The sequence below is a fragment of the Sphaerisporangium cinnabarinum genome, assembly GCF_055567015.1.
On the sequence record NZ_JBVHRG010000007.1, the window covers coordinates 223,694 to 250,042 of the forward strand.

Sequence of the window (26,349 nt, forward strand, 5' to 3'; positions counted from 1 at the left end):
CTCGGCGAACCGGGCCTCGCGGGCCCCGCGCGCCACTAGCCTCGCAGGAAGGCACAGGGCGGCAGGGCGGGAGTGACGGTGGCGGCGACGCTGAGCATCGCGATGGTGGGCACGCGCGGCGTCCCGGCACGGTACGGCGGCTTCGAGACGGCGGTCGAGGAGGTCGGCTCGCGCCTCGCGGCGCGCGGGCACCGCGTGCGCGTCTACACGCGGACGGGGAACACCGAGGACGTCGTCCGCGAGCACCTCGGCATGGAGGTCGTCACGGCGGGCGCACTCCGCAGCCGCTCGCTCGAGACGCTGAGCCACACGGCCGTCTCGGTCGCCCACCTCGTCGCGCACCGCACGGACGCGGCCTTCGTCTTCAACGCGGCCAACGCCCCCTTCCTGCCGCTGCTGCGCGTGGCGCGCATCCCGGTCGCGACCCACGTGGACGGGCTCGAGTGGCGGCGTGCGAAGTGGGGCCCCGCGGGCCGCCGCTACTACCGCGCGGCCGAGACGACGGCGGTCCGGTGCTCCGACGCGATCATCGCCGACGCCCGGGGCATCCAGGACTACTACACGCGCGAGTACGGCGTGCCGTCGTCGCTCATCGCGTACGGCGCCCCGCTGCTCGACGACGACCGCGGTGCGCGCGTCGCCGAGCTCGGGCTGGAGCCCGGGGGGTACCACCTCGTCGTCGCGCGCTTCGAGCCCGAGAACCACGTCCAGGAGATCGTCGAGGGCTACGTGCGGTCCGCCGCGACGAAGCCGCTCGTGGTCGTCGGCTCCGCGCCGTACTCCGCGGAGTACACCGACCGCATCGACCGGCTCGCGCAGGGGGACGAGCGGGTCCGCCTGCTCGGCGCGGTGTGGGACCAGGAGCTCCTCGACGACCTCTACGCGTCCGCGTTCACCTACGTCCACGGGCACTCCGTCGGGGGCACCAACCCGTCGCTCCTGCGCGCCATCGGCGCAGGGGCGCCCGTCGTCGCGTTCGACGTCGACTTCAACCGCGAGGTGGTGCGCGACCCCGGCCTCTACTTCCGCGGCGTGCACGACCTCCCCGGGATCCTGGAGGACGCCGAGCGCGACGACGTCGGGACGATCGAGCGCGGCCACGCGAACCGCAAGCGCGCCGAGGACTACTCGTGGGACGACGTCGCCGACGGGTACGAGCGGCTCGCGCACGACCTCGCGGCCCGGCGGACGCCCGGGCCGTGGCGGACGGCGCGGCGCCGCGCCGGCGCCGCGGACCGGCAGGACGCGCCCCGTCGCGCCGCAGCCGCCGGTGACCCAGCCCTCGGTGACCCGGCCCTCGGTGACCCGGCCCGTCGGGTCCTGTTCGACGCCTACTGGTGGGACCGGGGGCCGTTCTCGAACCGGTCGGTCCAGCGCGCGCTCATCCACCACTGGCACGAGCGGTTCCCGCAGGACGAGCTCGTGCTAGCCGTCCGCGGCGGGCAGGGCGCCGCGCCGTCCGACCTGCCGCCCGGCGCGCGGACGATCGGGACGCGCCTGTACCCGCACGCGCTGTCGAACACGGTCGAGCTCGGGCGGCTCGCGCGGACGGTCCACGCCGACGTCGTCGTCGCCCACAACTACACGCCGCTCGGGCGGGTCCCGGCGGTGACGTTCGTCCACGACGTGATGTTCCGCGACCACCCCGAGTGGTTCTCGCGGACCGAGCGCGCGTACTTCGCGCCGATGATCCCGCTCCTGCGCGCGGCGGACGCGGTCGCGACGTCGTCGCGCACGGAGGCGGACCGCATCGAGGGCCGCTCCGGCCGCCCGGTCACGCCCGTGGGTCTCGGCGTGCCGCGCGCCCTGACCGACGCCGTCCCGCGCCCGCCCGCGGGCGTCGACCCGGGGGTCCCGTTCGCGCTGTGCGTCGGGCGCCTCAACGTCCGCAAGAACCTCGAGGCCGTGCTGCGCGCCGTCCCGCTGTCCGGGCGGCTGGGGCCCGCGGCGCCCCTCCTGGTCGTCGGGGGGGCCGAGCACTCCGGCGTCGCCCCGGACCTCCCGCCCGGCACGGACGCGCTCCTCGCGAGCGGCGCGGTGCGGCTGCTCGGCGCGATCGACGACGCGGAGCTCGCGTGGCTCTACTCCCGCGCCGCCGTCACGGCGTTCCTGTCGCGCGACGAAGGCTTCGGGCTGCCCGTGCTCGAGGCGACGCACTTCGGCTCGCCGCTCGTGCTCGCCGACACCCCGGTCTTTCGTGAGCTCGCCGACGGCCTCGCACGCTTCGTCCCGCTCGATGCGCCGTCGCGCGACGTCGCGGCCGCGCTGGACGCCGCCTGGGGGACGACCCCGGACCCCGGGGCCCGCGAGCGGCTGCTGGCCCGGTACGAGTGGAACCGCGTGGTGGAACGGCTGCGCGGGCTCGTCCCGTGACGCGGCGCGCGGCAGCCCAGGGGACCGAGCGCCCCGCCGCGCGGGCGGCGGCACGGCCGCGCGTCGTCGTGCACCTCGCGCACGAGCAGGACCCGGTGGCCTGGCGCGCGCGGCACGCGGCGGGGGAGACCCTGGACCGCACGCCCTACGGCTACGACCTCGCCGCGGGGGCGTTCGACCTCGCCTGGAGCGTGTCCCACCGCGAGCGACCGGTCGTGGCCCGCGTCCGGCGCGCGCTCGCGGCGCGGCTCGGGACCGACGTCGTGCACGCGTGGCGCAACCGCGCGCTCCTGGGGAGCGCGGACGTCGTGTGGACGCACACCGAGCGCGAGCACCTCGCGGTCGGCCTCGTGCGCACGACCCTGCCGCGACGCCGCCGGCCCGCCGTCCTCGCACAGTCCGTCTGGCTCTGGGACCGGTGGGACGACCTCGGCCGCGCCCGCCGGCGCCTCTTCGCGGCCGTGCTGCGCGGGCACGCGGTCGAGGCGGTGCACAGCGACGTCAACCGGCGCGTGGCGCTGGACCGCGTCCCCGGTCGGCGGGTCGTCCTCGTCCCGTTCGGGACGGCGCCCGCGACCGGGGAGGGGCGCGCGGCCGGGAGCGCCGCGTCCGCGCCCGAGGTGCTGGCCGTGGGCAACGACCGCGACCGGGACTGGGCCGTGCTGCGCGCCGCGCTCGACCTGCTGCCCGGGGTGACCGCGCGCATCGCGTCGCGGTCGGCGGCGGCGGCCCGGGTCGCGGTCGCGGGCCGGGTCGACGTCGCGCCCGCGGCGGGCCGCGCCGAGCTCGCGCGGCTCTACGAGGGCTGCCGGGTCGTCGTCGTGCCGCTGCGCGAGAACCGGCACGCGTCCGGGGCGACGGCGTGCGTCGAGGCGATGGCGGCGGGCCGCGCGCTCGTCGTGACCGACGCGGGCGGGGTGCGCGACTACGTCGCCGGGACGCGGGCCCGGCTCGTCGCCCCGCACGACGCCGCCGCGCTCGCCGACGCGGTGCGGCACGCGCTGGGCCCGGGGGAGGCGACGAGCGCCGCCGACGTCCGGGCGCGGGGCCTGCGCCAGGAGGACTACGTCGCGCGGTACGTGCTGCTCACGCGCGCGCTCCTCGCTCAGGCGGAGATCCCCGCCGCGGTCTCGTCGTTCGAGCCGGTCGCCGAGGAGGCGGGGCTCGCGCCCTGAGCCGCCACGGCGTCGCGGGCGTACTGCCGGTGCAGGTGCCCGAACGCCCCGGCGACCATGCCCCGGCCCCGGTGGCTCGTGCGCAGGCCGCGCGCGTCGCTCTCCAGGTCGCCCGTCCAGCGGCCCCAGACGTGCCGCGCCGCGCCCGCGACGGTGCGCCCCGCGCCCCCGACGAGAGCGCGCGCCCGCACGAGCGCACGACGCGCGGGGCCGCGGGCGAGGCGGAGCTCGACCTGCACGGCGCCGTTGCCGCCGTTGAACGCGCGCCGCATGGCCCACGCCCGGGTCATGCGCTCGGCCGGGACGAGGTCCTCGGCCTCGGACTCGTTGCACCACACGATCCGGCCGCCCGCGGCGACGAGCGCGCGGGAGAAGAGCGTGTCCTCGCCCCCGGCGAGGCCGAGCGTGACGTCGAACCGGGTCCCGAGCGACCGCACCTGCCGCAGGTCCAGCAGGAGGTTGCCGCTCGCCGCGACGGGGATCTCGAGCCCCGTCGGGCGCGGACGACGGCGGAACACGCCGGTCGCGAGCAGCCACGGGTCGGGCTCGTGCGCGAACACGGAGATCACGCGGCCCATGACGGCGGCCGGCCGGCCCGTGTCGCGCCACGTGCCCACGAGGGCGGCGAGCCACCGCTCGCGCGGGCGCTCGTCGTCGTCGAGGAACGCGAGCAGGTCGGCGTCAGCCGCCTCGTCGAGCGCGCGGTCGCGCACGGCGGCGATGCCCGGGCGCGGCTCGACGACGTAGCGCACGGGCAGCGGGGCGTCCCGCACGACCTGCCGCGCCGACCCGGCGGGGTCGTTGTCCAGGACGAGCACCTCCACCCGGGCGCCCTCCACCTCGGCCACCCGCTCGGGCAGCCGTGCGAGCAGCCCGGCGAGCGTCGCGGGGCGCCGGAACGTCGGGACCGCGACGACCAGCCGGAGCTCAGGAGGGGGCGTCACTGCGGATGAACCTCATCTTCCCGCCCACCTGCGGGATGTGGTCGACGAGCTCGAGCGTCACCGGCACGAGCCCGCGCGTCGCGCGGCGCAGCGTCGCGAGGGCCCGCTCGATGTCGGCGCGCTCGTCGCTCGCCGGGATGCAGCGCAGCGTCACCGCGTAGTCAGGGCCCTGCACGATCTCGAACTGGCGCACCGAGAGCGGCGCGTGGTCGAAGATGTGGCCCAGCGCGCCGGCGATGGTCGTCCCGTCCGGGAGCCGGACGGCGTCGGACGCCCGCCCGGAGACGGCGCCGAGCCGGGGCAGGGACCGCCCGCACGCGCACGTCTCGCGGCGGATGCTGCTCACGTCGCCGAGGCGGTACCGCACCACGGGGAACACGCGGTTCGTCAGGTCGGTGACGACGACGTTGCCCTCCTGCCCGTCGGGGACGGGGCGGTCGTCGTCGTCGAGGATCTCGACGCGGCGCACGTCCCAGAACACGTGCATCCCCGACTGCTCGGCGCACTCGCCGGCGATCCACGGCACCTCGGCGCTGCGGTAGTGGTCGTAGACGGGGGCCCGGAGCGCCGTCGCGATCTCCGCGCGGACGCCCGGGGCGAGCGGCGCGGCCGTGACCGCGACCGCGCGCGGCGGCGCGAGCTCGATGCCGAGCCGCCCGGTGCGCCGGACGAGCTCGAGCACGCCCCCGCCGTAGCCGAGCAGGAAGGGCGGCCGCAGCCGGTTCCAGCGGCGCGCGAACTCGGTGACCGTCTCGTCCGTGATGCGGAACGCGTCGAGCTGCACGCGGCGGCTCGGGAGCCACTGCAGGTCGTGGCGGACGCGCGCGAGCCCCTCCAGCATGTGCCGGGTGATGATGCCGCGGTCCTCCCACGGCTCGACGCCCCACCACCGGAACAGGCGCCACTCGAGCGCGCGCGCCGGGAAGCGCAGGTCGCGCAGCACGTGCAGCGGGAGACCCGTGCTGCCGCCCGTGCGCGACGTCGCCGACGTGCGGTCCGTCGCCTCGTCGGTGCGGATCGTGTCGAAGTGCTCGCGCAGCGCGGGCTTGTCGACGAGGGGGAGCGCGTCGAGCACCGCGTCGTCGTGGAGGTCGGCGGTGGTGATCCCGGCGTCGCGGTAGAGGTCCCGGTAGAACGGGCTGTGCTCGGACGCGAACCGGGCGTGCCGCAGCGCGCGCTCGCGCGAGAGCTGCTCGAGCGCCGGCCCCGGGAGGGCGTCGTGCCGCACGAACGCGTCGAGCTGCGCCGTGCTGTCCCGGCCCACGACGGCGGTCTTGGCGCGGAACGCCGCCTCGGCGATCACGCGGCCCCCTCCTGCCCGGGGCGTCGACGCGACCGCCGGCCCGCCAGGGCGGAGCGGTAGGCGCGGGCGTGCGCCGCCCCCGCGTCCGTCCACTCGCGGCGCGACAGGTCCGGTCGCGCGCCGTCCGGGATCGCGGCCGCCTCGGCGAGCGCCCCGACGAGGCGCTCGCCCGTGAGCCGGTCGTCGAACATGAGCACCCACTCGTCGCCCACCTCCTTCGCGAGGGCCTCGTTCACCGCGTTGCGCGGCACGAGGACCGGGCGGTCGAGCGACAGCGCGGCGAGCACGCTCCCGGAGTTGTGCATGAACCGGTACGCCAGCACCACGAGCTGCGAGCGCGAGGCGAGGGCGACGAGCTCGTCGTCCTGGAGGAAGCGCAGGGTCAGCTCGACGCCGGGCAGGTCCGCGGTCTCCGCGCGCAGCGAGGACTCGAGCTCGGCCGACGACGGGCGCCCGCCGATCTCCAGGCTCAGGTCGTCGCGCAGGACGCGCGCCTCGCGGTAGGCCCGCACGAGGTCGCCCACGCTCTTGTAGCGCCGCACGCCGCCGAAGTAGCCCGCGCGCCCCGGGACCTGCTCGTCCCGGGCGTACCGGGCGAACCAGTCGCGGTAGTGGCCGTGGAGGATCGTGGTGCGCGGCTGCTCCGGGGGCAGCTCGGTCGTCTCGTTGAGGACGATGCGGTGGTCCGTCGAGCGGTCGACGCGGACCAGCAGCCAGCGCGAGACGCGCGGGACGTCGGGCAGCTCGACGTTGTGGACCGTCCGCACGACGACCACGCGGCTCAGGCGGTGCCGCACGAGGATCGCGGCGACGAGCGCGTGCTTGGCAGCGGCCTTCCACCACGTGGTGCCCTCGAGCTTGCCCTCGGGCCAGTGCCAGTGGAAGACGTCGTAGCGGCCCACGATCGCCGTGCGCCAGTCGAAGCGCAGGTGCTCCACGGACGGCTCCGCCGCGAGCGCCGCGTCGAGCTGGGTGATGTACGGGTTCGTCGTCGGCCGCGGCGCGCGGAACGACTGCATCACCCGCACGGGCCTCACGAGGGCACCCCTGCCGTCGTCGTCGCGCTGCGTTCCAGGGCCTGGAGCGACCGGTACCACCGCACGGCCGCGACAGGGAGGACGAGCGCGTTGACGACGGCGAGCGCGGTGTACACGACGAGGAACGCGGAGGGGAGCCACAGCAGCGCGAACGACAGGCACAGGAAGCCGTAGTCGGTCGGGAGCACCGCGAGCGTGTAGAGCGGGTGCTCGCGGAGCCGGCCCCCGGTCCCGTGCGCGGCCCCGCCCGGCGAGCCCTTCGCGCGGCGCACGAGGTCCACCGCGACGATCCCGAAGAAGAACGTGCTGCTCACGACGCAGAACGCGAGCGGCACGAGGAGCCAGCCCGCGTCGACGTCGTCGTACCGGAACCAGCAGACGAGCACCGCGAGGTGCAGCGCCACCGTCTTGAACGCGTCGAAGAAGTGGTCGAGCCACTCGCCCGCCGCGCTGCCCGACCGCGAGAGCCGCGCGAGCTGGCCGTCCGCGGAGTCCAGCGCGTACCCGAGGACGAGGAGGGCGACGGCCGCGAGCGACGACGCGAGCGTCGGCTCGGCGAGCGCGATCGTCGCGATCCCGGCGAGCGTGGTCGCCGCGCTGACGAGCGTCACGGCGTCGGGCGTGAGGCCGAGCACGTACGCGCCGGCGGCGAGCGGGCGGCCGAGCGGGCGGTTGACGAAGCGCGAGTACGCGGCCGCGCCGCTCGAGGACTTCTGCGCGTCGTGCAGTCGCGTCATCGCCGCGCCGAACTCGGACATGGGCACCTCGCGAAAGAGACGGGGGGAGCTTCTGGGAAGCGGCGGCGACGGATTGTCTGCCCGCCCCCGACCGTGCCGAGAATCGTATCCAGGCGGGGCCGGGTGAACAGCGGGTGAGGTTGTATCTCGCCCGGGTGAATTCCGGCGTCACGGCCGCGCGACGGGCTTAGGATCGCCGCGACGGCCGACGTGCCAGGACCTGGAGGTGACGACCGTGGACGACGTCTCGGACGCCTCCGGCGACCTCGCGATCGTGGTCGTGAGCTACGGCTCCGCCGCCCTCCTGGAGCGCAACCTCGGCGCGCGCGGCGCTGTCGGGGAGGCGCGCGTGCTCGTCGTCGACAACCGGTCGACGGCGACGGAGCGCGAGCGGGTCTCGCGCCTGGCGGACGCGCGCGGCTGGGACCTGCTCGCCCCGGCGGAGAACCTCGGCTTCGGCGGCGGCGCCAACCTGGGGATGCGCGCGGCGTTCGACGCCGGCGCGGACGAGGTGCTGCTGCTCAACCCCGACGCGACGATCGCCGCGGCCGACGTCCGGACGCTGCGGGCGGCCGTCCACGACGACCGCCTGCTCCTCGTCTCCCCGGTCGTCCGCACGCCCGCCGGGCGCCGCTGGTTCGGGGGCCTCGACGTCTACCTCGACGACGGCACGTTCCGCTCGCCGTCGCGCCGCGACGAGCATCCGGGCGCCGCGCGCGTGGAGTGGCTGAGCGGCGCGTGCCTGCTCGTCACCCGGGAGGTCTGGGAGCGCACGGGCGGGTTCGACGACGCCTACTTCCTCTACTGGGAGGACGTCGACCTGTCCTACCGCCTGCAGCGTGCGGGCGGCCGGGTCGCGGTCGTCGAGGACGCCGTCGCGGTCCACGACGAGGGCGGGACCCACCGCGACGGCCGGCAGCGGCCGGAGGCCAAGTCGGAGACGTACTACTACTACAACATCCGCAACCGGATGCTGTTCGCCGCGCAGCACCTCGACGAGGTGTCCGTGCGGCGCTGGCGGCGCAGCGCGCCGGGCAACGCCCGCGCGGTCCTGCGGCGCGGCGGCCGGCGCCAGTTCCTGCGGCCGGTGGTCCCGCTGCGGGCGGCCTGGCGCGGGCTGCGCGACGGCCGACGGGCGGCCCGGCAGGGCGCCGCGACGGCGGACCGGCGCGAGCCGGCACGGAGCACGACCGGAGGCGGACGATGAACGCGGAGAACGACGGCGCCCCCGAGGGTGGCGCCACCCCGGCACGGCGGCCCTCCCGCCGCGTCGTCGCGGTGATCGGGGCAGCGGTCGCGCTCGCGGTCGCCGTCACCCTGGTCGTGCTGCAGCCGTGGCGGTCCGACGGCGACGAGTCCCCGGGCGGGACGGTCACGCCCGCGCCGGTCGCCTCCCCGGGGGCGAGCGGCGACGCCTCGGCCGACGCGACGCCGTCGGACGACACGGACGCCGGGGACGGCGCGGACGCGGTGGGCGGCGACGGGACCGCCGGGACGGCCCCGGCCGACGGGACGGACCCCGCCGTCGTGCCCGTGGCCCCCGAGCTCGAGCCGGCCGCGCCGGACCAGACGGTCCAGGCGCCCGACGGCGTGACCGTGCGGCTCGCGCAGGTCGAGCACGTCGAGGGCGAGGCCGTGGCCGCGGGCGAGACCTCGGGTCCGGCCGTCCGCCTCACCGTCGAGGTGACGAACGGGACCGACGCCCCGCTGGACCTCTCCTACGCCGTGGTCAACGCCTACACGGGCGAGGACCGCGCGCCGGCCGGGCGCCTCGTGCAGCCCGGCGGACAGCCCTTCGAGGGCGAGCTCGCCCCGGGCGAGAGCGGGACGGGCGTCGTCCTGTTCTCCATCCCCGACGCCGACCGCGACGACGTCACCGTCGCGGTGGAGTACGCGCCGGGCACGTCGACCGTGGTGTTTCGCGGCGATCTGTCCTGACCCGCGCGGGAAGGGGCGGTAAATTTCGCCCGCTCGCGCCGTTCTGCGGCCGGTTCACCGGCGCTACAGTCACAACGTCCGGCTGATGGACCGGCATTTCCGCGGGTCCGCGACGAAGAGAGTCACCCATGAAAAACAATGATGTGAGTCGGACGGTCGTCCAGGGCTCTCTTCGGGGCGCGCCGCCGGGACGACGACGCGTCGTCGGCCGGGTCGCCGGGCTGACCGTCGCCGCCCTCGTGGCGACGGCGCTGGTCGCCCCGTCGGCCGGTGCGGTCGAGACCGCGGCGCCCGTCGCGGCCCCCGCCGCCGTCGCGCCCGACGCGCCGGTGGCCGCGGCCGCCACCCCGGCCGACGCGACCGTCCCGGTCACGGCCGACCCTCTGCCCACGACCCAGATCGACGGGATCGTCTGGGCGCAGACCATCGTCGGCGGACGCGCGTACGCCGGCGGCCAGTTCACCTCGGCGCGCCCCGCGGGTGCGGCGGCCGGGACGGGGGAGACCCCGCGCGCGAACATCCTGCGGTACGACGTCGAGACCGGTGTGCTCGACGGGTCCTGGAACCCGGGCACGAACGGCCGCGTCCTCGCGATCTCGTCGTCGCCGGACGGCAAGCGGCTCTACGTCGCGGGCGCGTTCACCGAGATCGCCGGCCAGACGCGGTACCGCCTCGCGGCGTTCGACACCGCGACCGGGGCGCTCGTCTCGAGCTGGAACCCGGGCACGAACTCCACGGTCTACGACATCAAGGCGACGAACTCCACGGTCTACATCACCGGCGAGTTCTCCAACGTCAACAACACCGCGCGCGCCCGCATCGCCGCGCTGGACGCGTCCACGGGCGCGCTGCTCGGCTTCGCGCCGGAGCTCGCCGGCGGGTACGGCGGCCGCGCGATCGAGATCTCGCCCGACGGCGCCAAGGTGGTCGTCGCGGGCTCGTTCACGAGCACCAACGGGTCGACGAACCCGGGCCGCGGCATGGCGGCCCTCGACGCGACGACGGGCACCGTGCTCCCGTGGGCCGTCAACTCCGTGATCCGCAACGGCGGCGACAACGCCGCGATCTACTCGCTCGCGTCCGACGGCGACAGCGTCTACGGCTCGGGCTACGACTTCGGCGGCAGCAAGACGGACGACGACTTCGAGGGCTCGTTCCGCGCGAGCTGGTCCGACGGGTCGCTCGTCTGGATGGAGGACTGCCACGGCGACACGTACTCCGTGTACCCGGCCGGCGACTCCGTCTACGTCGCGACCCACGCGCACTACTGCGGCAACATCGGCGAGTTCCCGCAGACGGACCCCTGGACGGTGAACCACTCGCTGGCCTTCGCCAAGGAGCCGTCGGACCGCAAGATCACCCCGGACATCTGGGGCTACCGCAGCTTCACGGGCCAGACGGCGGGCAAGCTGCTGCACTGGTACCCGACGTGGAGCACGGGCAGCGCGTCCGGGATCTCGCAGGCCGGGTGGGACATCACGGCCAACGACAAGTACGTCGTGTACGGAGGCGAGTTCACGCGCGTCGCCGGGGCGCGGCAGCAGGGCCTGGTCCGGTTCGCGCGGCGCGACGTCGCCCCGACGAAGATCGGCCCGACGATCCAGGGCGGGCAGTACGTCATCTCGACGCGGTCCCTCGTCAGCGGGAGCGCCCGCGTCTCCTGGCCGGCGAACATCGACCAGGACAACGCCGAGCTCACGTACGAGCTGTACCGCCGCGGCACGACCGCCCCGATCTCCACGCAGAAGGCGTCGTCCACGTACTGGGTGCGCCCGACCATGGGCTACACCGACTCCGGCCTCGCGCCGGGCAGCAGGGTCGAGTACCGCGTCAAGGTGATCGACGGCGACGGCAACTCCACGGTCTCGAACTGGACGCCGGTCACGATCGCGGCGCAGGGGTCGAGCACGGCCTACAACGACTCGGTGCTCGGCGACTCGCCGGTGAGCTACTGGCCGATGAACGAGGCGAGCGGGAGCAGCGCGACCGACTGGGCCTCGCTGTCCGACCTCGCGCTTACGAACGGCACGACCCGCGGCGTCGACGGCAAGGACGTCCCGCCGACGGCGAAGGCGACGCGCTTCTCGGGCGCCAACGGCGTCTCCGGGAGCACCCCGACCGCGACCACCGGACCGCAGCGGTTCTCCGTCGAGGCCTGGTTCCGCACGACCTCGACGTCGGGCGGCAAGATCGTCGGCTTCGGCAACGCCAAGACCGGGACGTCGTCGAGCTACGACCGGCACATCTACATGAACAACTCGGGGCGCCTGACGTTCGGCGTCCACCCGGGGATGGTCCGCGAGATCACGACCGCCGGCTCGTACAACGACGGCGCGTGGCACCACGTGGTCGGCACGCTCGACGGCTCCGGCATGACCTTCTGGGTCGACGGCGTCAAGGCGGGTCAGCGCAGCGACACGACGTCGGCGCAGTCCTACTCGGGCTACTGGCGCGTCGGTGGGGACAGCCAGTCGGGCTGGCCGAACAGCGGGAGCTCGAACTTCTTCAACGGCACCATCTCCGACGTCGCCGTGTACGACCGTGCGCTCACCCGCGGCGAGGTCGCCGACCACTGGACGGCGAGCGGCCGTCCCGCGGCCGGGGCCACCGCGCCGCAGGACGCGTACGGCCAGGCGGTCTACTCGCTCGAGCCGACGCTGTACTGGCGGCTCGGCGAGTCCTCGGGCTCGGTCGCGAAGGACTCCGGCCCCGACGCGTCCGACGGCTCGTACTCCGGCCCCGTGACGAAGTCGCAGACCGGCGCGCTCACGGGCGTCACGGACACGGCGGTGCGCTTCCAGCCGACGAAGAACATCTTCGGCACCTGGAACGGCGGGCTGGTCGCGAGCCAGCGCAGCTACGCCAACCCGACGGTGTACTCGGTCGAGACCTGGTTCAAGACCGACACCACGACCGGCGGGAAGCTCATCGGGTTCGGCAGCAGCCGGACGGGCACGAGCTCCAACTACGACCGCCACGTCTACATGTCGGCCGACGGCAAGGTGAAGTTCGGCGCGTACGACGGCGCGCAGCAGGTGCTCAGCACCACGGGGTCGTACCGGGACAACGCCTGGCACCACGTCGTGGCGACGCAGTCGAGCGAGGGCATGCGGCTCTACCTCGACGGCGAGCTGGTCGGGTCGAACGACAAGGCCGTGCCGGAGAACACCACCGGCTACTGGCGGCTCGGCGGCGACAACGGCTGGGAGGGCGACACCTACTGGAAGGGCTACCTCGACGAGGCGGCCGTCTACCCGGTCGCGCTCACGCCGGCCCAGGTGAAGCAGCACTTCCAGCTGGGCTCCGGCACCACGCCGAACGTCCCGCCGCAGGCGGTCGTGACGGCGCAGGCCGACGGGCTCACGGTGTCGGTCGACGGGTCGGGCTCGAGCGACCCGGACGGCACGCTGACCGGGTACGCGTGGGACTTCGGTGACGGCGCGACCGGCACCGGGGCGACGGCGACCCACACCTACGACGCGCCGGGGACGTACACGATCACGCTCGACGTGACCGACGACCGCGGGGCCACGGCCACGGCGACGACCTCGGTGCAGGTGCTCGCGCCGAACGTGGAGCCCCAGGCGGCGTTCACGGCCTCCACGACGGACCTCACCGTCGCGGTGGACGGCTCGTCGTCGAGCGACCCGGACGGCACGATCGCGTCGTACGCGTGGAGCTTCGGCGACGACGCGACGGCGGAGGGCGCCACGGCCTCGCACACCTACGCGCAGGCCGGGACCTACACGGTCACGCTCACGGTGACGGACGACCGCGGGGGCACGTCCTCCGTGTCGCACGACGTCGTGGCGACCGCGCCGGCCGAGAACGTCGTCGTGCGCGACACGTTCGACCGCGCGGTGACCTCCGGCTGGGGCACCACGACGTCGGGCGCGGGGTGGTCCGCGCTCGGCGGCGCCGCGGCCTTCTCGGTCGCGGACTCGGCCGGCACGCTGGCGCTGTCGCCCTCCTGGACGCGCGAGGCGCGCCTCGTGGGGGTCTCCGAGTCGCGGGCTCGCACCGAGACGACGTTCTGGGCGGACGTCGCGTCCGTGGGCGGGACGACGTCGGTCACGCTCATCGGCCGGCAGGTCGGGACGAGCACGTACTCCGCGCGCGTCCGGCTCGAGCCCAACGGGCTCGTGCGGCTCTACCTGCTCCGGGACGAGACGCTCCTCGGCAACCAGCTGCTCCCCGTGACGTACGCACCCGGTGCGCGGTACACGGTCTCGCTCTCGGCGGTCGGGACGTCCCCGACGACGCTCTCCGCCAAGGTGTGGCCCACGGCGGCCGGCCCGGCGCAGGCGTGGCACCTCGAGGCGACCGACACCACGGCGGCGCTCCAGGCGCCCGGCACGGTGAGCATCAAGGTGGCCGTGAGCTCGGTGTCCACCAACCCGACGACGCGCGTGTCGTTCGACGACGTCAAGGTGGTGCGCGAGCCGTAGGCCCCGCGTCCCGCACGTCCGCCGGTGCCCCCGGGTCCTCGACCCGGGGGCACCGGCGTGCTCAGGGGGAGCCGACCGGGACGGTGCTGCCGCGGTCGGGCAGCGTGTACGGGGTCGCGATCGCCACGCCGAGCATGAGGACGGTGGCGGACACCGAGTAGAACGGGCTGAAGAGCAGGTCCCACGCGCACGACAGCGCGAGGTAGAGCAGGAGCGCGGACGCCGCGTTGCGGCCGAGGTCGGCCAGCGTGCCGCGCCAGACGACGACGACGCACACGACGGCGAACAGCATGCCGGCGAGCCCGAACCGGATCCACTGGTCGCCGAGCACGGAGTGCACCTCGAAGCCGGACCCGAAGAGGTACTTCTCCACGTAGCCGTTGTTCGGGTCGTAGTTGAGCCGCGCCATCCCGGTCTTGGCGGTGAGCAGGTCCTCGAGGTTGGGCACGGCGCCCGCGCCGTACCCCCAGGGCCTCGCCGCCACGAGCGCGGTCGCGGCGCCCATCTCGGGCCGCCCGCCCGTGAAGACGGAACCCGACGTCTGGATCTGCATCTCGGTGCGCTGCTGCGCGTCCGCGCCGAGGTAGCCGTCGAGCACGAGGGTCTGCATCCCGAGGAAGACGACGAGCGCGAGCACGCCGAGCTGCGTCGCGACGCGCACCCCGCCGGACCGCACGCGCAGGCCCGTGCGCATCGCCTGCCAGGCGACGAGGAGGGCGACCATGAGCATCGTGGTCGCGGCCGACCGCGAGTCGTTGACGGCGGAGACCCCGGCGAGCGCGAGGGCCGCGACGACCTGGAGCCCGCGCGACCGCGTGCTGAGGCACAGCGCGAGCACGAGCACGGTCACGGGCATGCCGAACGTGTACTTCCAGGGGTTGTCGGCGCCCCCCGTCCGGAGCACGGCCGCGGCGAGCGCACCGACCCCGAAGAGGACGGCGACGGTCGACGTCTCGAGGACGGCGCGGCACCACAGGAGCACGCCGGCGCCGAGGACGAGCGCGGAGAGGGTGATGAGGCCGTCGCGCAGGGCCAGCGAGGACAGCATGCGCTCCGGGGCGGAGAGCTCGGTGAGCAGGACGCCGCTGAGCAGCGCGAGGACGCCGAGCCCCACGAACCACCGGCCGGGCCGGGACCGGCGCACGACGGGGAGCCACACGGGGAGCAGCACGAGCCCGACGACGATCGCCGGGGTGATCCCCGCGACGATCGGGATCCAGGCGCCGCACGCGAGCGCGGCGGCGCCGGCCGCGATGCGCGTCGCGACGTCGGACACCCCGGGCAGCGGTGCCGCCGCCGGGGCGGTCCCCGCGGCCCCGGCTTCGGTGCCGGGCTCGGCTCGCGCCGTCATGGCCGCGTGCGGCGGTCCGCGTCCTCGACGGCGCGCGTCTCCGCGGCGCCCCCGGCCGACGACGCGTCCCCGGCCGCCGCAGCCTCCCCGGTCGCCGCGGCGGCCCGGACGTCCGGGGACCCGGGCTCGCGCGTGAACGCGCCGGGGACGCCGACCCGGGAGTCGTTGACGTAGTAGGCGCTGCGCCCGCGCGGCTTGACGTCGTTGAGCACGATGCCGATGACGTCCGCCTCGCCCCGCTCGAACTTGTCGACCGTCTGGCGCAGCCGCGAGATGCGGGTCTTGCGCGCCCGGGCGACGACGAGCACGCCGTCCACCGCGCGCGAGAGCCAGAGCGGGTCGCTCAGCGGGAGGATCGGCGCAGTGTCGATCACGACGTAGTCGTAGTGCGTGCGCAGGTCGCCGATCACGGCGACGAGCCGCTCGGAGGACAGCAGCACGCCGGGGTTCGCGGGCAGGACGCCGCTCGGCAGCACGAAGAGGTTGGGGCGCGTCCAGGGGAGCACGATGTCCTCCTGGGCCACGTCGCCGACGAGCAGGTTCGTCAGGCCGACCGACCCCTCCAGCCCGGTGACGCGCGCGATCGAGGGCCGGCGCAGGTCGGCGTCGACGAGGAGCACGCTGCTCCCGTCCTCGGCGAGCGAGAGCGCGAGGCTGATCGCGATCGAGCTCTTGCCCTCGCCCGCGTCGCCGGACGAGACCATGAGCACGCGGCGGCCGTGGTCGACGTCGGCGAAGCGGACGTTGGCGACGAGCGTGCGCACGCTCTCGGACGGGCGGCTCCCCGGCCCGGCGGCGACGACCGCGGGCAGCGACGTGCGCGACGGCACCTTGACGACCTCGCCGAGGAACGGCACGCCGAGCATCGACTGGATCGACGACGAGCTGACGACGCGGCGCGCGAGCAGCTCGCGCAGGACGGCGTACGTCACGCCGACGGCGAGCCCGGCGGCGAGGCCGACCATCATGAGCAGGCGCGTGTTGGGCGCGATGGGGTTCACCGGCTGGCGGGCGGGGGCGATCGTCGTGATCCGCACGGCCGACGAGCGGTCGGCCAGCTGCGGCGACAGCTCGGGGACGGCCAGCGCGAGCTGGTCGCTGATGCCGTCGGCGATCTCGCGCGCGCGGTCGGGCGAGGTGTCGCTCACCGCGATCTCGATGACGACCGTGTTGAGCGGCGTGTTGACGCTGACGCTGCGGGCCAGACGGGCGGGCGTGGTGTCGAGCCCCAGGTCCTCGATCACGGGCTCGAGCACGTACGGCGACTGCGCGAGCACCGCGTACGACGCGACGAGGTTCTGCACGTAGTTCGAGCCCTGCACCAGCTCCGCAGCGTTCTCGCCCTGCTCGGGCACGACCATCACGGACGCCGACGACTGGTAGACCTTCGGTTCCGAGCGGGCGTAGCCGAACCCGGCGACCGCCCCCAGGACGGCGCACACGGCGACCACGATCCAGTGGCGCAGCACCGCGGTCACGTACTCGCGCAGCGTCATCTCTCGCCCTCCGCGGCCGGTCGGCACCGTCGGCGACGGGCCCTGCCGTCCACCGTAGTCGGGCGCACCGGACGGTCGCCGCAGGTCGGGCGGGATTCACCCTCCCGCGGCGGTCGGATCTCGTGGAGAAGGTCCTAAGATCGTGAATTCCGGGCAGCGGTCCGGCGCTCGGGCCTGCGGGCGACGCACCGGGAGCACGAGGAGGACGAGTGGGCCTCTGGCGTTCGGTGACCGGGACGGCCGGCGCCAAGGTCGCCGTGATGGGACTGGCGGGCCTGCTCGGGATCGTCACCAGCCGTCTGATCATCGAGCACTTCGGCGTCGCGTCGTACGCCCAGTACGGGCTGCTCAACGGGCTGCGCAACCTTCTGCCGTTCGCCGACCTGGGCATCGGCGCGGTCGTCATCAACGCCATCGCGGAGGCGTCGTCGCCGCGCGAGTCGGAGCGCGTGCACCGGACGCTGACGACGGCGCTGCGCGTCCTCACCGTGTCGGGCCTGACGATCGCCGCCGTGTGCGTGGCGATCCAGCTCCTCGGGTGGTGGCCCCTCCTGCTGGGCGACGGCCTCGTCGCGGGCGGCGACGTCGTCGCGACCCTGTGCCTCGTCGTGTTCGGGCTCTCGCTCCCGCTCGGGATCGGCATCCGGGTCCTCATCGGGCTCAAGCAGAACGTGCTCCAGACGTTCCTCCAGGGCATCGTGTCGCCGCTCTTCTTCGTCGGCGTCGTCGTGCTCGTCCTCGTGGGCAAGGGGCAGGGCGGCGACTACGTGGCGCTCGTCTCCTACGTGGCGGCCGGGCTCGCGTCGGCCATCACGGTGAGCGTCGCCGCGCGTCTGCTGGCACCCCAGGTCGGCCGGGCGTTCCGCGACGTCCCGCGGCGCCGGGCGGTGCCCGGGGTCCCGGTGGCGGCGGTCGCGGTGCCGATGCTCGTGCAGTCCGTCGCGATGCCCGTGGCGATGCAGAGCGACCGGCTGCTCCTGTCCCACCTGTCCACGACGCAGGCGCTCGCGCAGTACACGTTCGCGACCCAGCTCTTCGGGCTCGTCATGCAGGCGATCATCGCGGCGGGGGTCAGCATGTGGCCCTACTTCGCGCAGGCGCGGGCGCGCGACGAGGTGATGAGCCCGTTCCGGATCTCGCTCGCGTTCCTCGCCGGGGGCGTGCTGCTGTCCGCGGTGCTCGCGCTGTGCCTGCCGTTCCTCCAGGACGTCGTGGCCGACGGCAAGATCACCGTGCCCCTCGCGCTCGTCCTCGGCTACTGCGCGCTCGTCGCGGTCCAGGCGCTCAACTACCCGCCGGGCATGTACATGACCGACGAGCGCGGCCTGCGGTTCCAGGTCGTCCCCGTCCTGCTCATGACCGTGAGCAACGTGGCGCTCTCGTGGGTGCTCATCGAGCCGTTGGGCGCGGCCGGGCCGGTCGTCGGGTCGGCGGTCGCGATCTTCGTCTTCCAGGTGGTGCCGAACTCGATCTGGGTCGCCCGGGACCTGCGCGCCCGACGGCGGGCCGCGGCGGCCGGTCGCTCGGAGGAGGCCCCGGTGGCAGGGGCCTGACGCAGGACCGCGCGCGGAACGATGTGGGTCCACGCGCGTAGTGTGGACGCCGGACCCGATCGCCCGCCCCGGTCGGGACCGTCGTCGTGCCCTCTCCTCGAAGGACCCCCATGAACCTCACCGGCATCCTGCCCGCGCTGCTCGCCGACCAGGCCGCGGCGGCCGCGGTCGAGCACGTGCGCGCACGCGGCGAGGCCGACGTCGTCGGCCCGGCCGGCGTCCGCCCGCCGCTCCTCGCGGCGATGGCGGGGGCGCGCGCGACGGGGCCGGTGCCGGACGGCGAGGCCCCGGCGGCCGACGCCCGGGCCGGCCAGGCGTGGGCCACCGGCTCGCGGCCGCTCGTCGTGGTCACCGCGACGGGCCGCGACGCCGACGAGCTGGCCGCGAGCGTGCGCGCCTACCTGCCGGACGAGCTCGGCGACGTCGTCGCGGTGCTGCCGAGCTGGGAGACCCTGCCGCACGAGCGCCTGAGCCCGCGCGCGGACACGGTCGCCAAGCGCATCGCGGTGTTCCGCCGCCTCGCGCACCCGGACCCGGAGGTCGGGCCGTCCGGTCCCGTCCGGGTGCTCGTCCTGCCCGTCCGGGCGCTCCTGCAGCCCGTCGTGGACGGTCTGGGGGACCTCGAGCCGGTCGCGCTGCACGCGGGCACGACCGCGGACCTCACGGACGTCGCGGAGCGGCTCGTCGCGGCGGCGTACACGCGCGTGGACATGGTCGAGCGGCGCGGCGAGTTCGCGGTCCGCGGCGGCATCCTCGACATCTTCCCGCCCACGGAGGACCACCCGCTGCGCGTGGAGTTCTGGGGCGACGAGGTGTCGGAGATCCGCTGGTTCGCGGTCGCGGACCAGCGCAGCCTGGAGATCGCCGAGCACGGGCTGTGGGCGCCGCCGTGCCGCGAGATCCTGCTCACGGACTCGGTGCGGGCGCGCGCCGCCGCGCTCGTGGAGGACCTGCCGGGCGCGACGGAGATGCTCGACCGGCTCGCGGCGGGCGTCGCCGTCGAGGGCATGGAGTCCCTCGCGCCGGTGCTCGTGGACCGCATGGTCCCGGTGCTGGAGCTCGTGCCCGACGACGCGCTCCTCGTCGTGGACGACGCCGAGCGCGTGCGCCGTCGCGCCCACGACCTGGTGGCGACGACGGAGGAGTTCCTCGCCGCGGCCTGGACGGGTGCGGTGGCGGGCGGCAAGGCGCCGGTGGACCTGTCCGCGGCGTCGTTCGAGACGTTCTCCGAGGTGCGCGCGGTCGCGCAGCGCCGCGGGCTGGGCTGGTGGACGCTGTCGTCGTTCGCGCTCGACAACCCCGACCTGGACGTCCCGCCGGACGCCGACGGGAGCACGGGCGGGAGCACCGCCGCGGCGAGCGACGGCGCGGGCACGACGGCCGCCCACGTCGGCGAGAGCGCCGACGGCGTGCCGACCTTCACGCTCGGCGCGCGCGACGTCGAGTCCTATCGCGGCGACGTGGCGCGCGCGCTCGACGACGTGCGCGGCCTGCAGCACGCGGGCTGGCGGCTCGTGCTCACGACGGAGGGCCACGGGCCGGCCAAGCGCATGGTCGAGCAGCTCGGCGCGGCGGACACGCCCGCGCGCCTCGTGCCGCGGCTCGACGACGAGCCGGAGGGCGGCATCGTCCTCGTCACCCCGGCGATGGTCGGCAAGGGCTTCGTCGCGCCGGGGCTGCGCCTCGCCGTCTTCTCCGAGGCCGACCTCACGGGCCGCGCCGGCACGAGCACGCGCGACATGCGCAAGATGCCCAGCCGGCGTCGCAACGTCGTCGACCCGCTCCAGCTCAAGGCGGGCGACTTCGTCGTGCACGAGCAGCACGGCGTGGGCCGCTTCGTCGAGCTCGTGCAGCGCACGCTCGGCACGGGCGGCAACGCCGCGACGCGCGAGTACCTCGTGATCGAGTACGCGTCGAGCAAGCGCGGCCAGCCGGGCGACCGCCTGTTCGTGCCCATGGACCAGCTCGACCAGGTCACGAAGTACACGGGCGGCGAGGCGCCGAGCCTCAACAAGATGGGCGGGTCGGACTGGGCCAAGACGAAGTCCCGCGCGCGCAAGCACGTCAAGGAGATCGCGGGCGAGCTCATCCGCCTGTACTCGGCCCGCATGGCGACGCAGGGCCACGCGTTCGGCCCGGACACGCCGTGGCAGCGCGAGCTCGAGGACGCGTTCGCGTACGTCGAGACGCCCGACCAGCTCGCGACGATCGACGAGGTCAAGGCCGACATGGAGAAGACGGTCCCCATGGACCGGCTCGTGTGCGGCGACGTCGGCTACGGCAAGACGGAGATCGCGATCCGCGCGGCGTTCAAGGCCGTCCAGGACGGCAAGCAGGTCGCGGTGCTCGTGCCCACGACGCTGCTCGTGCAGCAGCACCTCGAGACGTTCTCCGAGCGGTACGCGGGCTTCCCCGTGACGGTCAAGGCGCTCTCGCGCTTCCAGACCCCCAAGGAGTCCGAGGAGGTCGTGGACGGGCTGGCCCAGGGCACCGTGGACGTCGTCATCGGCACCCACCGCCTCATCACGGGCAGCGTGCGGTTCAAGGACCTGGGCCTCGTCATCATCGACGAGGAGCAGCGGTTCGGCGTCGAGCACAAGGAGACGCTCAAGCAGCTGCGGACCAACGTGGACGTGCTCGCCATGTCCGCGACCCCGATCCCGCGCACGCTCGAGATGGCCGTCACGGGCATCCGCGAGATGTCGACGCTCGCGACCCCGCCGGAGGAGCGGCACCCCGTCCTCACGTACGTCGGGGCGTACGAGGAGAAGCAGATCGCCGCCGCGCTGCGCCGCGAGCTCCTGCGCGAGGGCCAGGTGTTCTACGTGCACAACAAGGTCGAGACGATCGAGCGCACCGCGTCGCGGCTGCGCGAGCTCGTCCCCGAGGCCCGCGTGGGCGTCGCGCACGGCAAGATGAACGAGCACCAGCTCGACCAGGTGATCCGGGCGTTCTGGGAGAAGGAGCTCGACGTCCTCGTCTGCACGACGATCATCGAGACGGGCCTCGACATCTCCAACGCGAACACGCTCATCCTCGAGCGCGCGGACATGCTCGGGCTGTCCCAGCTCCACCAGCTCCGGGGCCGCGTGGGCCGTGGGCGCGAGCGCGCGTACGCGTACTTCCTGTACCCGCCCGAGCGGCCCCTCACCGAGACCGCGCACGACCGCCTCGCCACGATCGCGGCCCACACCGACCTCGGCGCGGGCATGCAGGTCGCGATGAAGGACCTCGAGATCCGCGGCGCGGGCAACCTGCTCGGCGGGGAGCAGTCCGGGCACATCGCGGGCGTCGGGTTCGACCTGTACGTGCGCATGGTGGGGGAGGCCGTGGCGAACTACCGCGGCGACGGGCCCGAGGAGCAGCCGGAGGTGTCGATCGAGCTCCCGGTCGACGCGCACCTGCCGGAGTCCTACATCGCGACCGAGCGCCTGCGGCTCGAGGCGTACAAGAAGATCGCCGCCGCGGCCGACGCGCCGGAGCTCGCCGAGGTGCGGGCCGAGCTCGTCGACCGCTACGGCGCGCTCCCGGACGTCGCGTCCGCGCTGTTCGACGTCGCGGACTTCCGCAACCACGCCCGCCGGGCAGGGCTCACGGACGTCACGGCGCAGGGCAAGTTCATCCGGTTCGCGCCGGTCGACCTCCCCGAGTCGGCGCAGCTGCGGCTCAAGCGCCTCTACCCGGGCACGCTGCTCAAGCCCGCGATCCGCGCGATCCTCGTGCCGTACCCGACGACGGCGCGCATCGGCGGCCGTCCGCTGCGAGGCGCGGAGGTCCTCGGGTGGGCGCGCCAGCTCATCGACGCCGTGGTGCTCGGCGAGGTGAGCGCGGCCGCGACGGTGGGGACGTCGTCGGCCCGCTGACGCGCGGTCAGCGCAGGCGCCAGCTCCGCCGGCCGCCGTGCCGGGGGGAGCTGCTGCCGCCGCGCCCGGTGGGGTCGGTGCCGTCGCCGGCGCCGGGGAACGGCGGCGTGCGCGCGCCGCGCTCGGTGAGGGTGGGGGACCACTCGAGGCGCCGGGCTGCGGGCGGGTGCACGACGCGGGCGACCGCCGCGACCGCGGTGTCGATCGTCGTGAACGCCTGCCGGTAGGCCCGCTCGGAGCGGCCGTGCGGGTCCGGGATGTCGAGGGGCGTGCGCGGGGTGATCGTCCGGACGCGCTGCGCGCTCGCGATCTCCGGGAGGCGGGCGATCCGGTCGGCGTCGGTCTCGTCCGGGTCGACGGGCAGGTCCACGGCCGAGAGCAGCGCGGCGAGCTCCAGGAGCGTGTAGGTGCGTCGCACGGCCTGCGGGACGAGGGTGACGACGGCGGCCCGCTGCGCCCGGGACATCGTGAGGACGAGGTCCGCCTGCTCGATCATCGCCGCGGTGAGCTGCCGGCCGGTGTGCGTCGACGCCTCCAGGCCGCGTGCCGCGAGCAGCCGCGCCATCGGCTCGTCGAGCGGGGCCCCCTCGAGCGCGTGCGTCCCGGCGCTCGACACCGTGACGCTCGTGTCGCTGCGGATGCTCAGCAGCCTCTCGGCGGTGGGGGAGCGGCAGACGTTCCCGGTGCACACGGTGAGGACCTGGGACGGCATGACTGAGGTCGGCACTCCCTCCGGTGCGCGGGGACGTCGTCCGGAAAGGCGACCGACCGAAGGTAGCACGCAGCGATCGGGGCCCTGCCGGGCGGACGGGCGGGTGCGCTCCCACGCGCTCGTGGGGCCCACAATTCACCCGGTGGGCCGCACTCTTCACCCTCGGGGGGCGTGGTTCCGGGCCTCCTCCCGGTCCTAGCCTGGACGCGGCCCCCTCGCCGTGCGGGGCGCGCGGCCGAGGACGGGAGGACGGGCATGAAGGTCGGGTACGCCCCCGGTGCGTGGGACCTGTTCCACGTCGGGCACCTCAACGTCCTCCGGCACGCCCGCAGCGAGTGCGACTACCTCGTCGCGGGCGTCGTGGACGACGACATGCTCGAGCTCGCCAAGGGGCGGCGCCCGGTCGTCCCCGTCACGGAGCGCGCGGAGATCGTCCGCCACGTCCGGTTCGTCGACGAGGTGTTCGTCGAGACCCAGCCCGACAAGCTCGAGACCTGGCGGCAGCGCCCGTTCGACGTGTTCTTCAAGGGCGACGACTGGCGCGGGACCCCGAAGGGCGCCGAGCTGGAGCGCCGCTTCGCCGAGGTGGGCGTCGAGGTCGTCTACTTCCCCTACACGGTGCACACGTCGAGCACCGCGCTGCGGCGCGCGCTGACGCTGCTCGAGCCGGCGGCCGGGATCACGGTCGAGGGCTGAGCCCTCCCGCGGTCAGCTCTTGCGGCCGTCGAGGAAGTACGCGATCGGGCCGACCCAGTTGACGAGGAGCGCGAGGCCCCACGCGAGCTTGGTCCCGTTCACCTGCTCGGCCGGCCGACGCACCAGGTCCCGGTACGCCGCGGCGGTGAGCGTGACCTGTGCCGCCCCCACGACCCCGACGGCGATGCGCTGACCCTTCGTCAGGTCCTTCCACCGGCGCTTGGTTCCCATGGCGTCTCCTCTCGGCGTGTCCTCCGACGCTATGCCGTCCGGGCCGCCGCCGCACCGGCACGGCCCGTCGACACGGGTCGTGACAGGCCGCGTCCGTCTCTGTAAGGTTGCAGCAACATCCGGAAACATCCTGCAAAGCCGCAGGATCCGGTCGCGCCCGCCACCCCGGGGCGCTCGTCATCACCGCGTGGCCCGCCCGTGCTCGACGCCGAGCGCGCGGCGGCCGCATCCTCGAAGGAGCTGCAATGACGCGCACCACCGACCTCGCCGCACCACCGGCGCCCACCCCTGTCCCCGCAGGACGCTCCGCCCGCCGGCCCCGCGGCCGCCGGCGCCACGGCCGCCTGCGCCGCGTCCTCGCGGCGGGCGCCTCGGCGGCCCTCGCGCTGACCGCGGCGCTGGCCGCGGTCCCGGTCGCCGCGCCCGCCGCGGCCGCGCCACCGGTGCCGACGCCCGTCGTCGACTCCCCGAACGGCCGGGGCGACGTGATCCTCAACCTCTTCCAGTGGACGTGGGACTCCGTGGCCGCCGAGTGCACGAGCACCATCGGCCCCGCCGGGTTCGGCTACGTCCAGGTCTCGCCGCCGCAGGAGCACATCCAGGGCACGGCCTGGTGGACCTCCTACCAGCCCGTCAGCTACAAGCTCGAGTCCAAGCTCGGCACGCGGGCCGAGTTCCAGCGCATGGTGAGCACGTGCAAGGCGGCGGGGGTCGGCGTGATCGTCGACGCCGTCGTCAACCACACGGCGGGCGCCGACACCGGGTCCGGCACCGGGACCGGCGGGACGAGCTACGCCGTGGACAGCTTCCCGGGCGTCCCGTACGGGCCGGACGACTTCAACGACTGCCGGTCGAACATCAGCAACTACGGCGACCGGTACAACGTCCAGAACTGCCGCCTCGTCTCGCTCCAGGACCTGCGGACGAGCTCCGACTACGTCCGCGGCAAGATCGCGGGGTACTTCAACGACCTCCTGTCGCTCGGCGTCTCGGGCTTCCGCATCGACGCCGCGAAGCACATCCCGGCGTCCGACCTCGCGGCGATCAAGGCGCGGCTGACGAACCCGGACGTCTTCTGGGTGCACGAGGTCATCGGCGCGAGCGGCGAGCCGATCCAGCCCGCGGAGTACCTCGGGTCGGGCGACTCGCACGAGTTCTTCTACGCGCGCGAGCTGAAGTCCCGGTTCGACGGCCAGATCAAGGACCTGCGGACGATCGGCGACGACAAGCTGCCCTCCGACCGCGCGGGCGTCTTCGTCGACAACCACGACACCGAGCGCAACGGCGAGACCATGAGCTACAAGTGGGGCGCCAAGTACACGCTCGCGAACACCTTCATGCTGTCGTGGCCCTACGGCGCGCCGAGCGTCTACTCGGGGTACCGCTGGGACGACAAGGACGCGGGTGCGCCCGGCGCGTCGGCCGCCTCCGTGCCCGACGCGAGCTGCGCGAGCAGCGCGTGGGTCTGCACGCAGCGCTGGACCGAGATCGCGGGCATGGTCGGCTTCCACAACGCCGTCGCGGGCACCGCGGTGACGAACTGGTGGGACGACGGGAACAACCACGTCGCCTACGGGCGGGGCGCCAAGGGCTACGTGACGATCAACAACTCCGCGAACGCCGTGACGCGCACGTACCAGACCTCGCTCCCCGCCGGGACGTACTGCGACGTCGTGGCGTCGAAGGACTGCTCGAAGAAGGTCACCGTCTCCGGCTCGGGGACCTTCACCGCGACGGTGCCCGCGTACGGGGCGCTCGCGCTCCACGTCGGGGCGCGCGACGACGGCGGCACCGGGGGTCCCGGGCCGGTCGACCCGACGGGCGCGACGACCGTCTACTACGCGACCGACAAGGGCTGGAACGCGTACAACGTCCACTACAGGGTCGGCACGGGCGCCTGGACCGCCGTCCCCGGGGTCCCGATGGCCGCGGCCTGCACGGGCTGGGTCTCGCGGCAGATCACGCTGCCCAGCGGGGCGACGGGCGCCGCCGCGACCGTCACCGCCGCCTTCACGAACGGCTCGGGCGCCTGGGACAGCAACGGCGGCAAGGACTACTCCCTGTCCGGCGCCGCGGTCGCCGTCTCCGGCGGGACGGTCACGGCGGGCAACCCGTGCGCCGGCGGCGGGTCCCCGGGCGGGCCGGTCGAGGGGCCGGGCGAGGGGCAGAGCGACGCGTCGTTCTCCGTCACCGCGAGCACCACGTGGGGCCAGACGGTCCACGTCGTCGGCAGCATCCCCGCGCTCGGCTCCTGGGCGCCCGCGAACGGGGTGCCGCTGTCGTCGTCGGCCTACCCGGTGTGGACCGCGCGCGTCGACCTCCCGGCCGGCACGACGTTCCAGTACAAGTACGTCAAGCGCGACGGCGGCGGGAACGTCGTCTGGGAGAGCGGCGGCAACCGCACGGCGACGGTCGGTGCCGACGGCTCCGTGACGCTGTCGGACACCTGGCGGTCGTGACCCGCTCCTGCTGACCTGCCGAGCACGCGGTCG

The 26,349-nt window shown here is 74.7% G+C and carries 17 protein-coding genes; 9 read left to right on the plus strand and 8 right to left on the minus strand.

The window, feature by feature from the left end; translation table 11 throughout:
• The first annotated feature begins 78 nt into the window (after positions 1-78).
• Positions 79-2,373: a glycosyltransferase gene (locus ACZ4MO_RS12300; RefSeq protein WP_175008916.1), complete on the plus strand. Its 2,295-nt coding sequence runs from the start codon at positions 79-81 to the stop codon at positions 2,371-2,373.
• Complete coding sequence (locus ACZ4MO_RS12305) at positions 2,370-3,548, plus strand: glycosyltransferase (RefSeq protein ID WP_175008915.1); 1,179 nt, start codon at positions 2,370-2,372, stop codon at positions 3,546-3,548. Before ACZ4MO_RS12300 ends, ACZ4MO_RS12305 begins: the two co-directional genes overlap by 4 nt.
• On the opposite strand, the gene ACZ4MO_RS12310 is transcribed toward ACZ4MO_RS12305, so the two are convergent.
• Genes ACZ4MO_RS12310 through ACZ4MO_RS12325 form a run of 4 tightly spaced genes read right to left on the minus strand, consistent with a single transcriptional unit; the run spans position 3,479 to position 7,590 of the window.
• A complete protein-coding gene (locus tag ACZ4MO_RS12310; protein WP_175008914.1) occupies positions 3,479-4,492 on the minus strand; it encodes a glycosyltransferase in 1,014 nt (337 codons plus the stop codon). The two genes, ACZ4MO_RS12305 and ACZ4MO_RS12310, sit on opposite strands and share 70 nt — an antisense overlap.
• Positions 4,476-5,795, minus strand: coding sequence for a phenylacetate--CoA ligase family protein (locus ACZ4MO_RS12315; RefSeq protein ID WP_175008913.1), 1,320 nt, complete (start codon positions 5,793-5,795; stop codon positions 4,476-4,478). Before ACZ4MO_RS12315 ends, ACZ4MO_RS12310 begins: the two co-directional genes overlap by 17 nt.
• On the minus strand, positions 5,792-6,832 hold the full coding sequence (locus tag ACZ4MO_RS12320; RefSeq protein WP_255437198.1) for a glycosyltransferase family protein: 1,041 nt from the start codon (positions 6,830-6,832) through the stop codon (positions 5,792-5,794). The genes ACZ4MO_RS12315 and ACZ4MO_RS12320 overlap by 4 nt, the downstream gene beginning before the upstream one ends.
• The gene (locus tag ACZ4MO_RS12325; protein WP_175008912.1) at positions 6,829-7,590 is read right to left on the minus strand and encodes a CDP-alcohol phosphatidyltransferase family protein; all 762 of its coding nucleotides are present in this window, start codon (positions 7,588-7,590) and stop codon (positions 6,829-6,831) included. Before ACZ4MO_RS12325 ends, ACZ4MO_RS12320 begins: the two co-directional genes overlap by 4 nt.
• 205 nt (positions 7,591-7,795) lie before the next feature.
• Here ACZ4MO_RS12325 and ACZ4MO_RS12330 point away from each other — a divergent pair, with 205 nt between their 5' ends.
• The 3 genes from ACZ4MO_RS12330 (at position 7,796) to ACZ4MO_RS12340 (ending at position 13,955) form a co-directional block, all read left to right on the plus strand.
• Positions 7,796-8,776 (plus strand): glycosyltransferase, encoded by a 981-nt coding sequence (locus ACZ4MO_RS12330; protein WP_499278984.1) that lies wholly within the window; start codon positions 7,796-7,798, stop codon positions 8,774-8,776.
• A complete protein-coding gene (locus tag ACZ4MO_RS12335) occupies positions 8,773-9,507 on the plus strand; it encodes a hypothetical protein (protein ID WP_175008911.1) in 735 nt (244 codons plus the stop codon). The genes ACZ4MO_RS12330 and ACZ4MO_RS12335 overlap by 4 nt, the downstream gene beginning before the upstream one ends.
• Before the next feature lie 128 nt (positions 9,508-9,635).
• The gene (locus tag ACZ4MO_RS12340; RefSeq protein ID WP_175008910.1) at positions 9,636-13,955 is read left to right on the plus strand and encodes a LamG-like jellyroll fold domain-containing protein; all 4,320 of its coding nucleotides are present in this window, start codon (positions 9,636-9,638) and stop codon (positions 13,953-13,955) included.
• Positions 13,956-14,016: 61 nt separating this feature from the next.
• Here ACZ4MO_RS12340 and ACZ4MO_RS12345 read toward each other — a convergent pair whose 3' ends face one another.
• The gene (locus ACZ4MO_RS12345) at positions 14,017-15,306 is read right to left on the minus strand and encodes a hypothetical protein (RefSeq protein WP_175008909.1); all 1,290 of its coding nucleotides are present in this window, start codon (positions 15,304-15,306) and stop codon (positions 14,017-14,019) included.
• Positions 15,303-16,802 carry a polysaccharide biosynthesis tyrosine autokinase gene (locus ACZ4MO_RS12350; protein ID WP_175008908.1) on the minus strand — a complete coding sequence of 500 codons (1,500 nt, stop codon included), beginning with the start codon at positions 16,800-16,802 and terminating at the stop codon, positions 15,303-15,305. Before ACZ4MO_RS12350 ends, ACZ4MO_RS12345 begins: the two co-directional genes overlap by 4 nt.
• Positions 16,803-17,011: 209 nt before the next feature.
• Here ACZ4MO_RS12350 and ACZ4MO_RS12355 point away from each other — a divergent pair, with 209 nt between their 5' ends.
• Together ACZ4MO_RS12355 and mfd are read left to right on the plus strand one after the other, a co-directional pair.
• Complete coding sequence (locus tag ACZ4MO_RS12355; RefSeq protein ID WP_255437194.1) at positions 17,012-18,355, plus strand: lipopolysaccharide biosynthesis protein; 1,344 nt, start codon at positions 17,012-17,014, stop codon at positions 18,353-18,355.
• Positions 18,356-18,465: 110 nt separating this feature from the next.
• Entirely contained in the window at positions 18,466-22,218 is a 3,753-nt protein-coding gene (mfd, locus tag ACZ4MO_RS12360; protein ID WP_175008907.1) for a transcription-repair coupling factor, read from the plus strand.
• Positions 22,219-22,225: 7 nt separating this feature from the next.
• Here mfd and ACZ4MO_RS12365 read toward each other — a convergent pair whose 3' ends face one another.
• Positions 22,226-22,930: an arsenate reductase/protein-tyrosine-phosphatase family protein gene (locus ACZ4MO_RS12365; RefSeq protein ID WP_051028577.1), complete on the minus strand. Its 705-nt coding sequence runs from the start codon at positions 22,928-22,930 to the stop codon at positions 22,226-22,228.
• A 255-nt stretch (positions 22,931-23,185) separates the two neighbouring features.
• On the opposite strand from ACZ4MO_RS12365, the gene ACZ4MO_RS12370 reads away from it, so the two are divergent.
• Positions 23,186-23,626, plus strand: coding sequence for an FAD synthase family protein (locus tag ACZ4MO_RS12370; RefSeq protein WP_043659407.1), 441 nt, complete (start codon positions 23,186-23,188; stop codon positions 23,624-23,626).
• Between the two features lie 12 nt (positions 23,627-23,638).
• On the opposite strand, the gene ACZ4MO_RS12375 is transcribed toward ACZ4MO_RS12370, so the two are convergent.
• A complete protein-coding gene (locus ACZ4MO_RS12375) occupies positions 23,639-23,857 on the minus strand; it encodes a PLD nuclease N-terminal domain-containing protein (protein ID WP_021483198.1) in 219 nt (72 codons plus the stop codon).
• 245 nt (positions 23,858-24,102) lie between these two features.
• On the opposite strand from ACZ4MO_RS12375, the gene ACZ4MO_RS12380 reads away from it, so the two are divergent.
• Positions 24,103-26,316 carry a carbohydrate-binding module family 20 domain-containing protein gene (locus tag ACZ4MO_RS12380; RefSeq protein ID WP_175008906.1) on the plus strand — a complete coding sequence of 738 codons (2,214 nt, stop codon included), beginning with the start codon at positions 24,103-24,105 and terminating at the stop codon, positions 26,314-26,316.
• Positions 26,317-26,349: the final 33 nt, after the last annotated feature.

Excerpts from the sequence above, each read along its gene's own strand:
- ACZ4MO_RS12345 (WP_175008909.1), bottom strand. The coding sequence starts at position 15,306 with ATGACGGCGCGAGCCGAGCCCGGCACCGAAGCCGGGGCCGCGGGGACC.
- ACZ4MO_RS12365 (WP_051028577.1), bottom strand. The coding sequence starts at position 22,930 with ATGCCGTCCCAGGTCCTCACCGTGTGCACCGGGAACGTCTGCCGCTCC.
- ACZ4MO_RS12350 (WP_175008908.1), bottom strand. The coding sequence starts at position 16,802 with ATGACGCTGCGCGAGTACGTGACCGCGGTGCTGCGCCACTGGATCGTG.
- ACZ4MO_RS12370 (WP_043659407.1), top strand. The coding sequence starts at position 23,186 with ATGAAGGTCGGGTACGCCCCCGGTGCGTGGGACCTGTTCCACGTCGGG.
- ACZ4MO_RS12375 (WP_021483198.1), bottom strand. The coding sequence starts at position 23,857 with ATGGGAACCAAGCGCCGGTGGAAGGACCTGACGAAGGGTCAGCGCATC.
- mfd (WP_175008907.1), top strand. The coding sequence starts at position 18,466 with ATGAACCTCACCGGCATCCTGCCCGCGCTGCTCGCCGACCAGGCCGCG.
- ACZ4MO_RS12325 (WP_175008912.1), bottom strand. The coding sequence starts at position 7,590 with ATGTCCGAGTTCGGCGCGGCGATGACGCGACTGCACGACGCGCAGAAG.
- ACZ4MO_RS12335 (WP_175008911.1), top strand. The coding sequence starts at position 8,773 with ATGAACGCGGAGAACGACGGCGCCCCCGAGGGTGGCGCCACCCCGGCA.
- ACZ4MO_RS12380 (WP_175008906.1), top strand. The coding sequence starts at position 24,103 with ATGACGCGCACCACCGACCTCGCCGCACCACCGGCGCCCACCCCTGTC.
- ACZ4MO_RS12340 (WP_175008910.1), top strand. The coding sequence starts at position 9,636 with ATGAAAAACAATGATGTGAGTCGGACGGTCGTCCAGGGCTCTCTTCGG.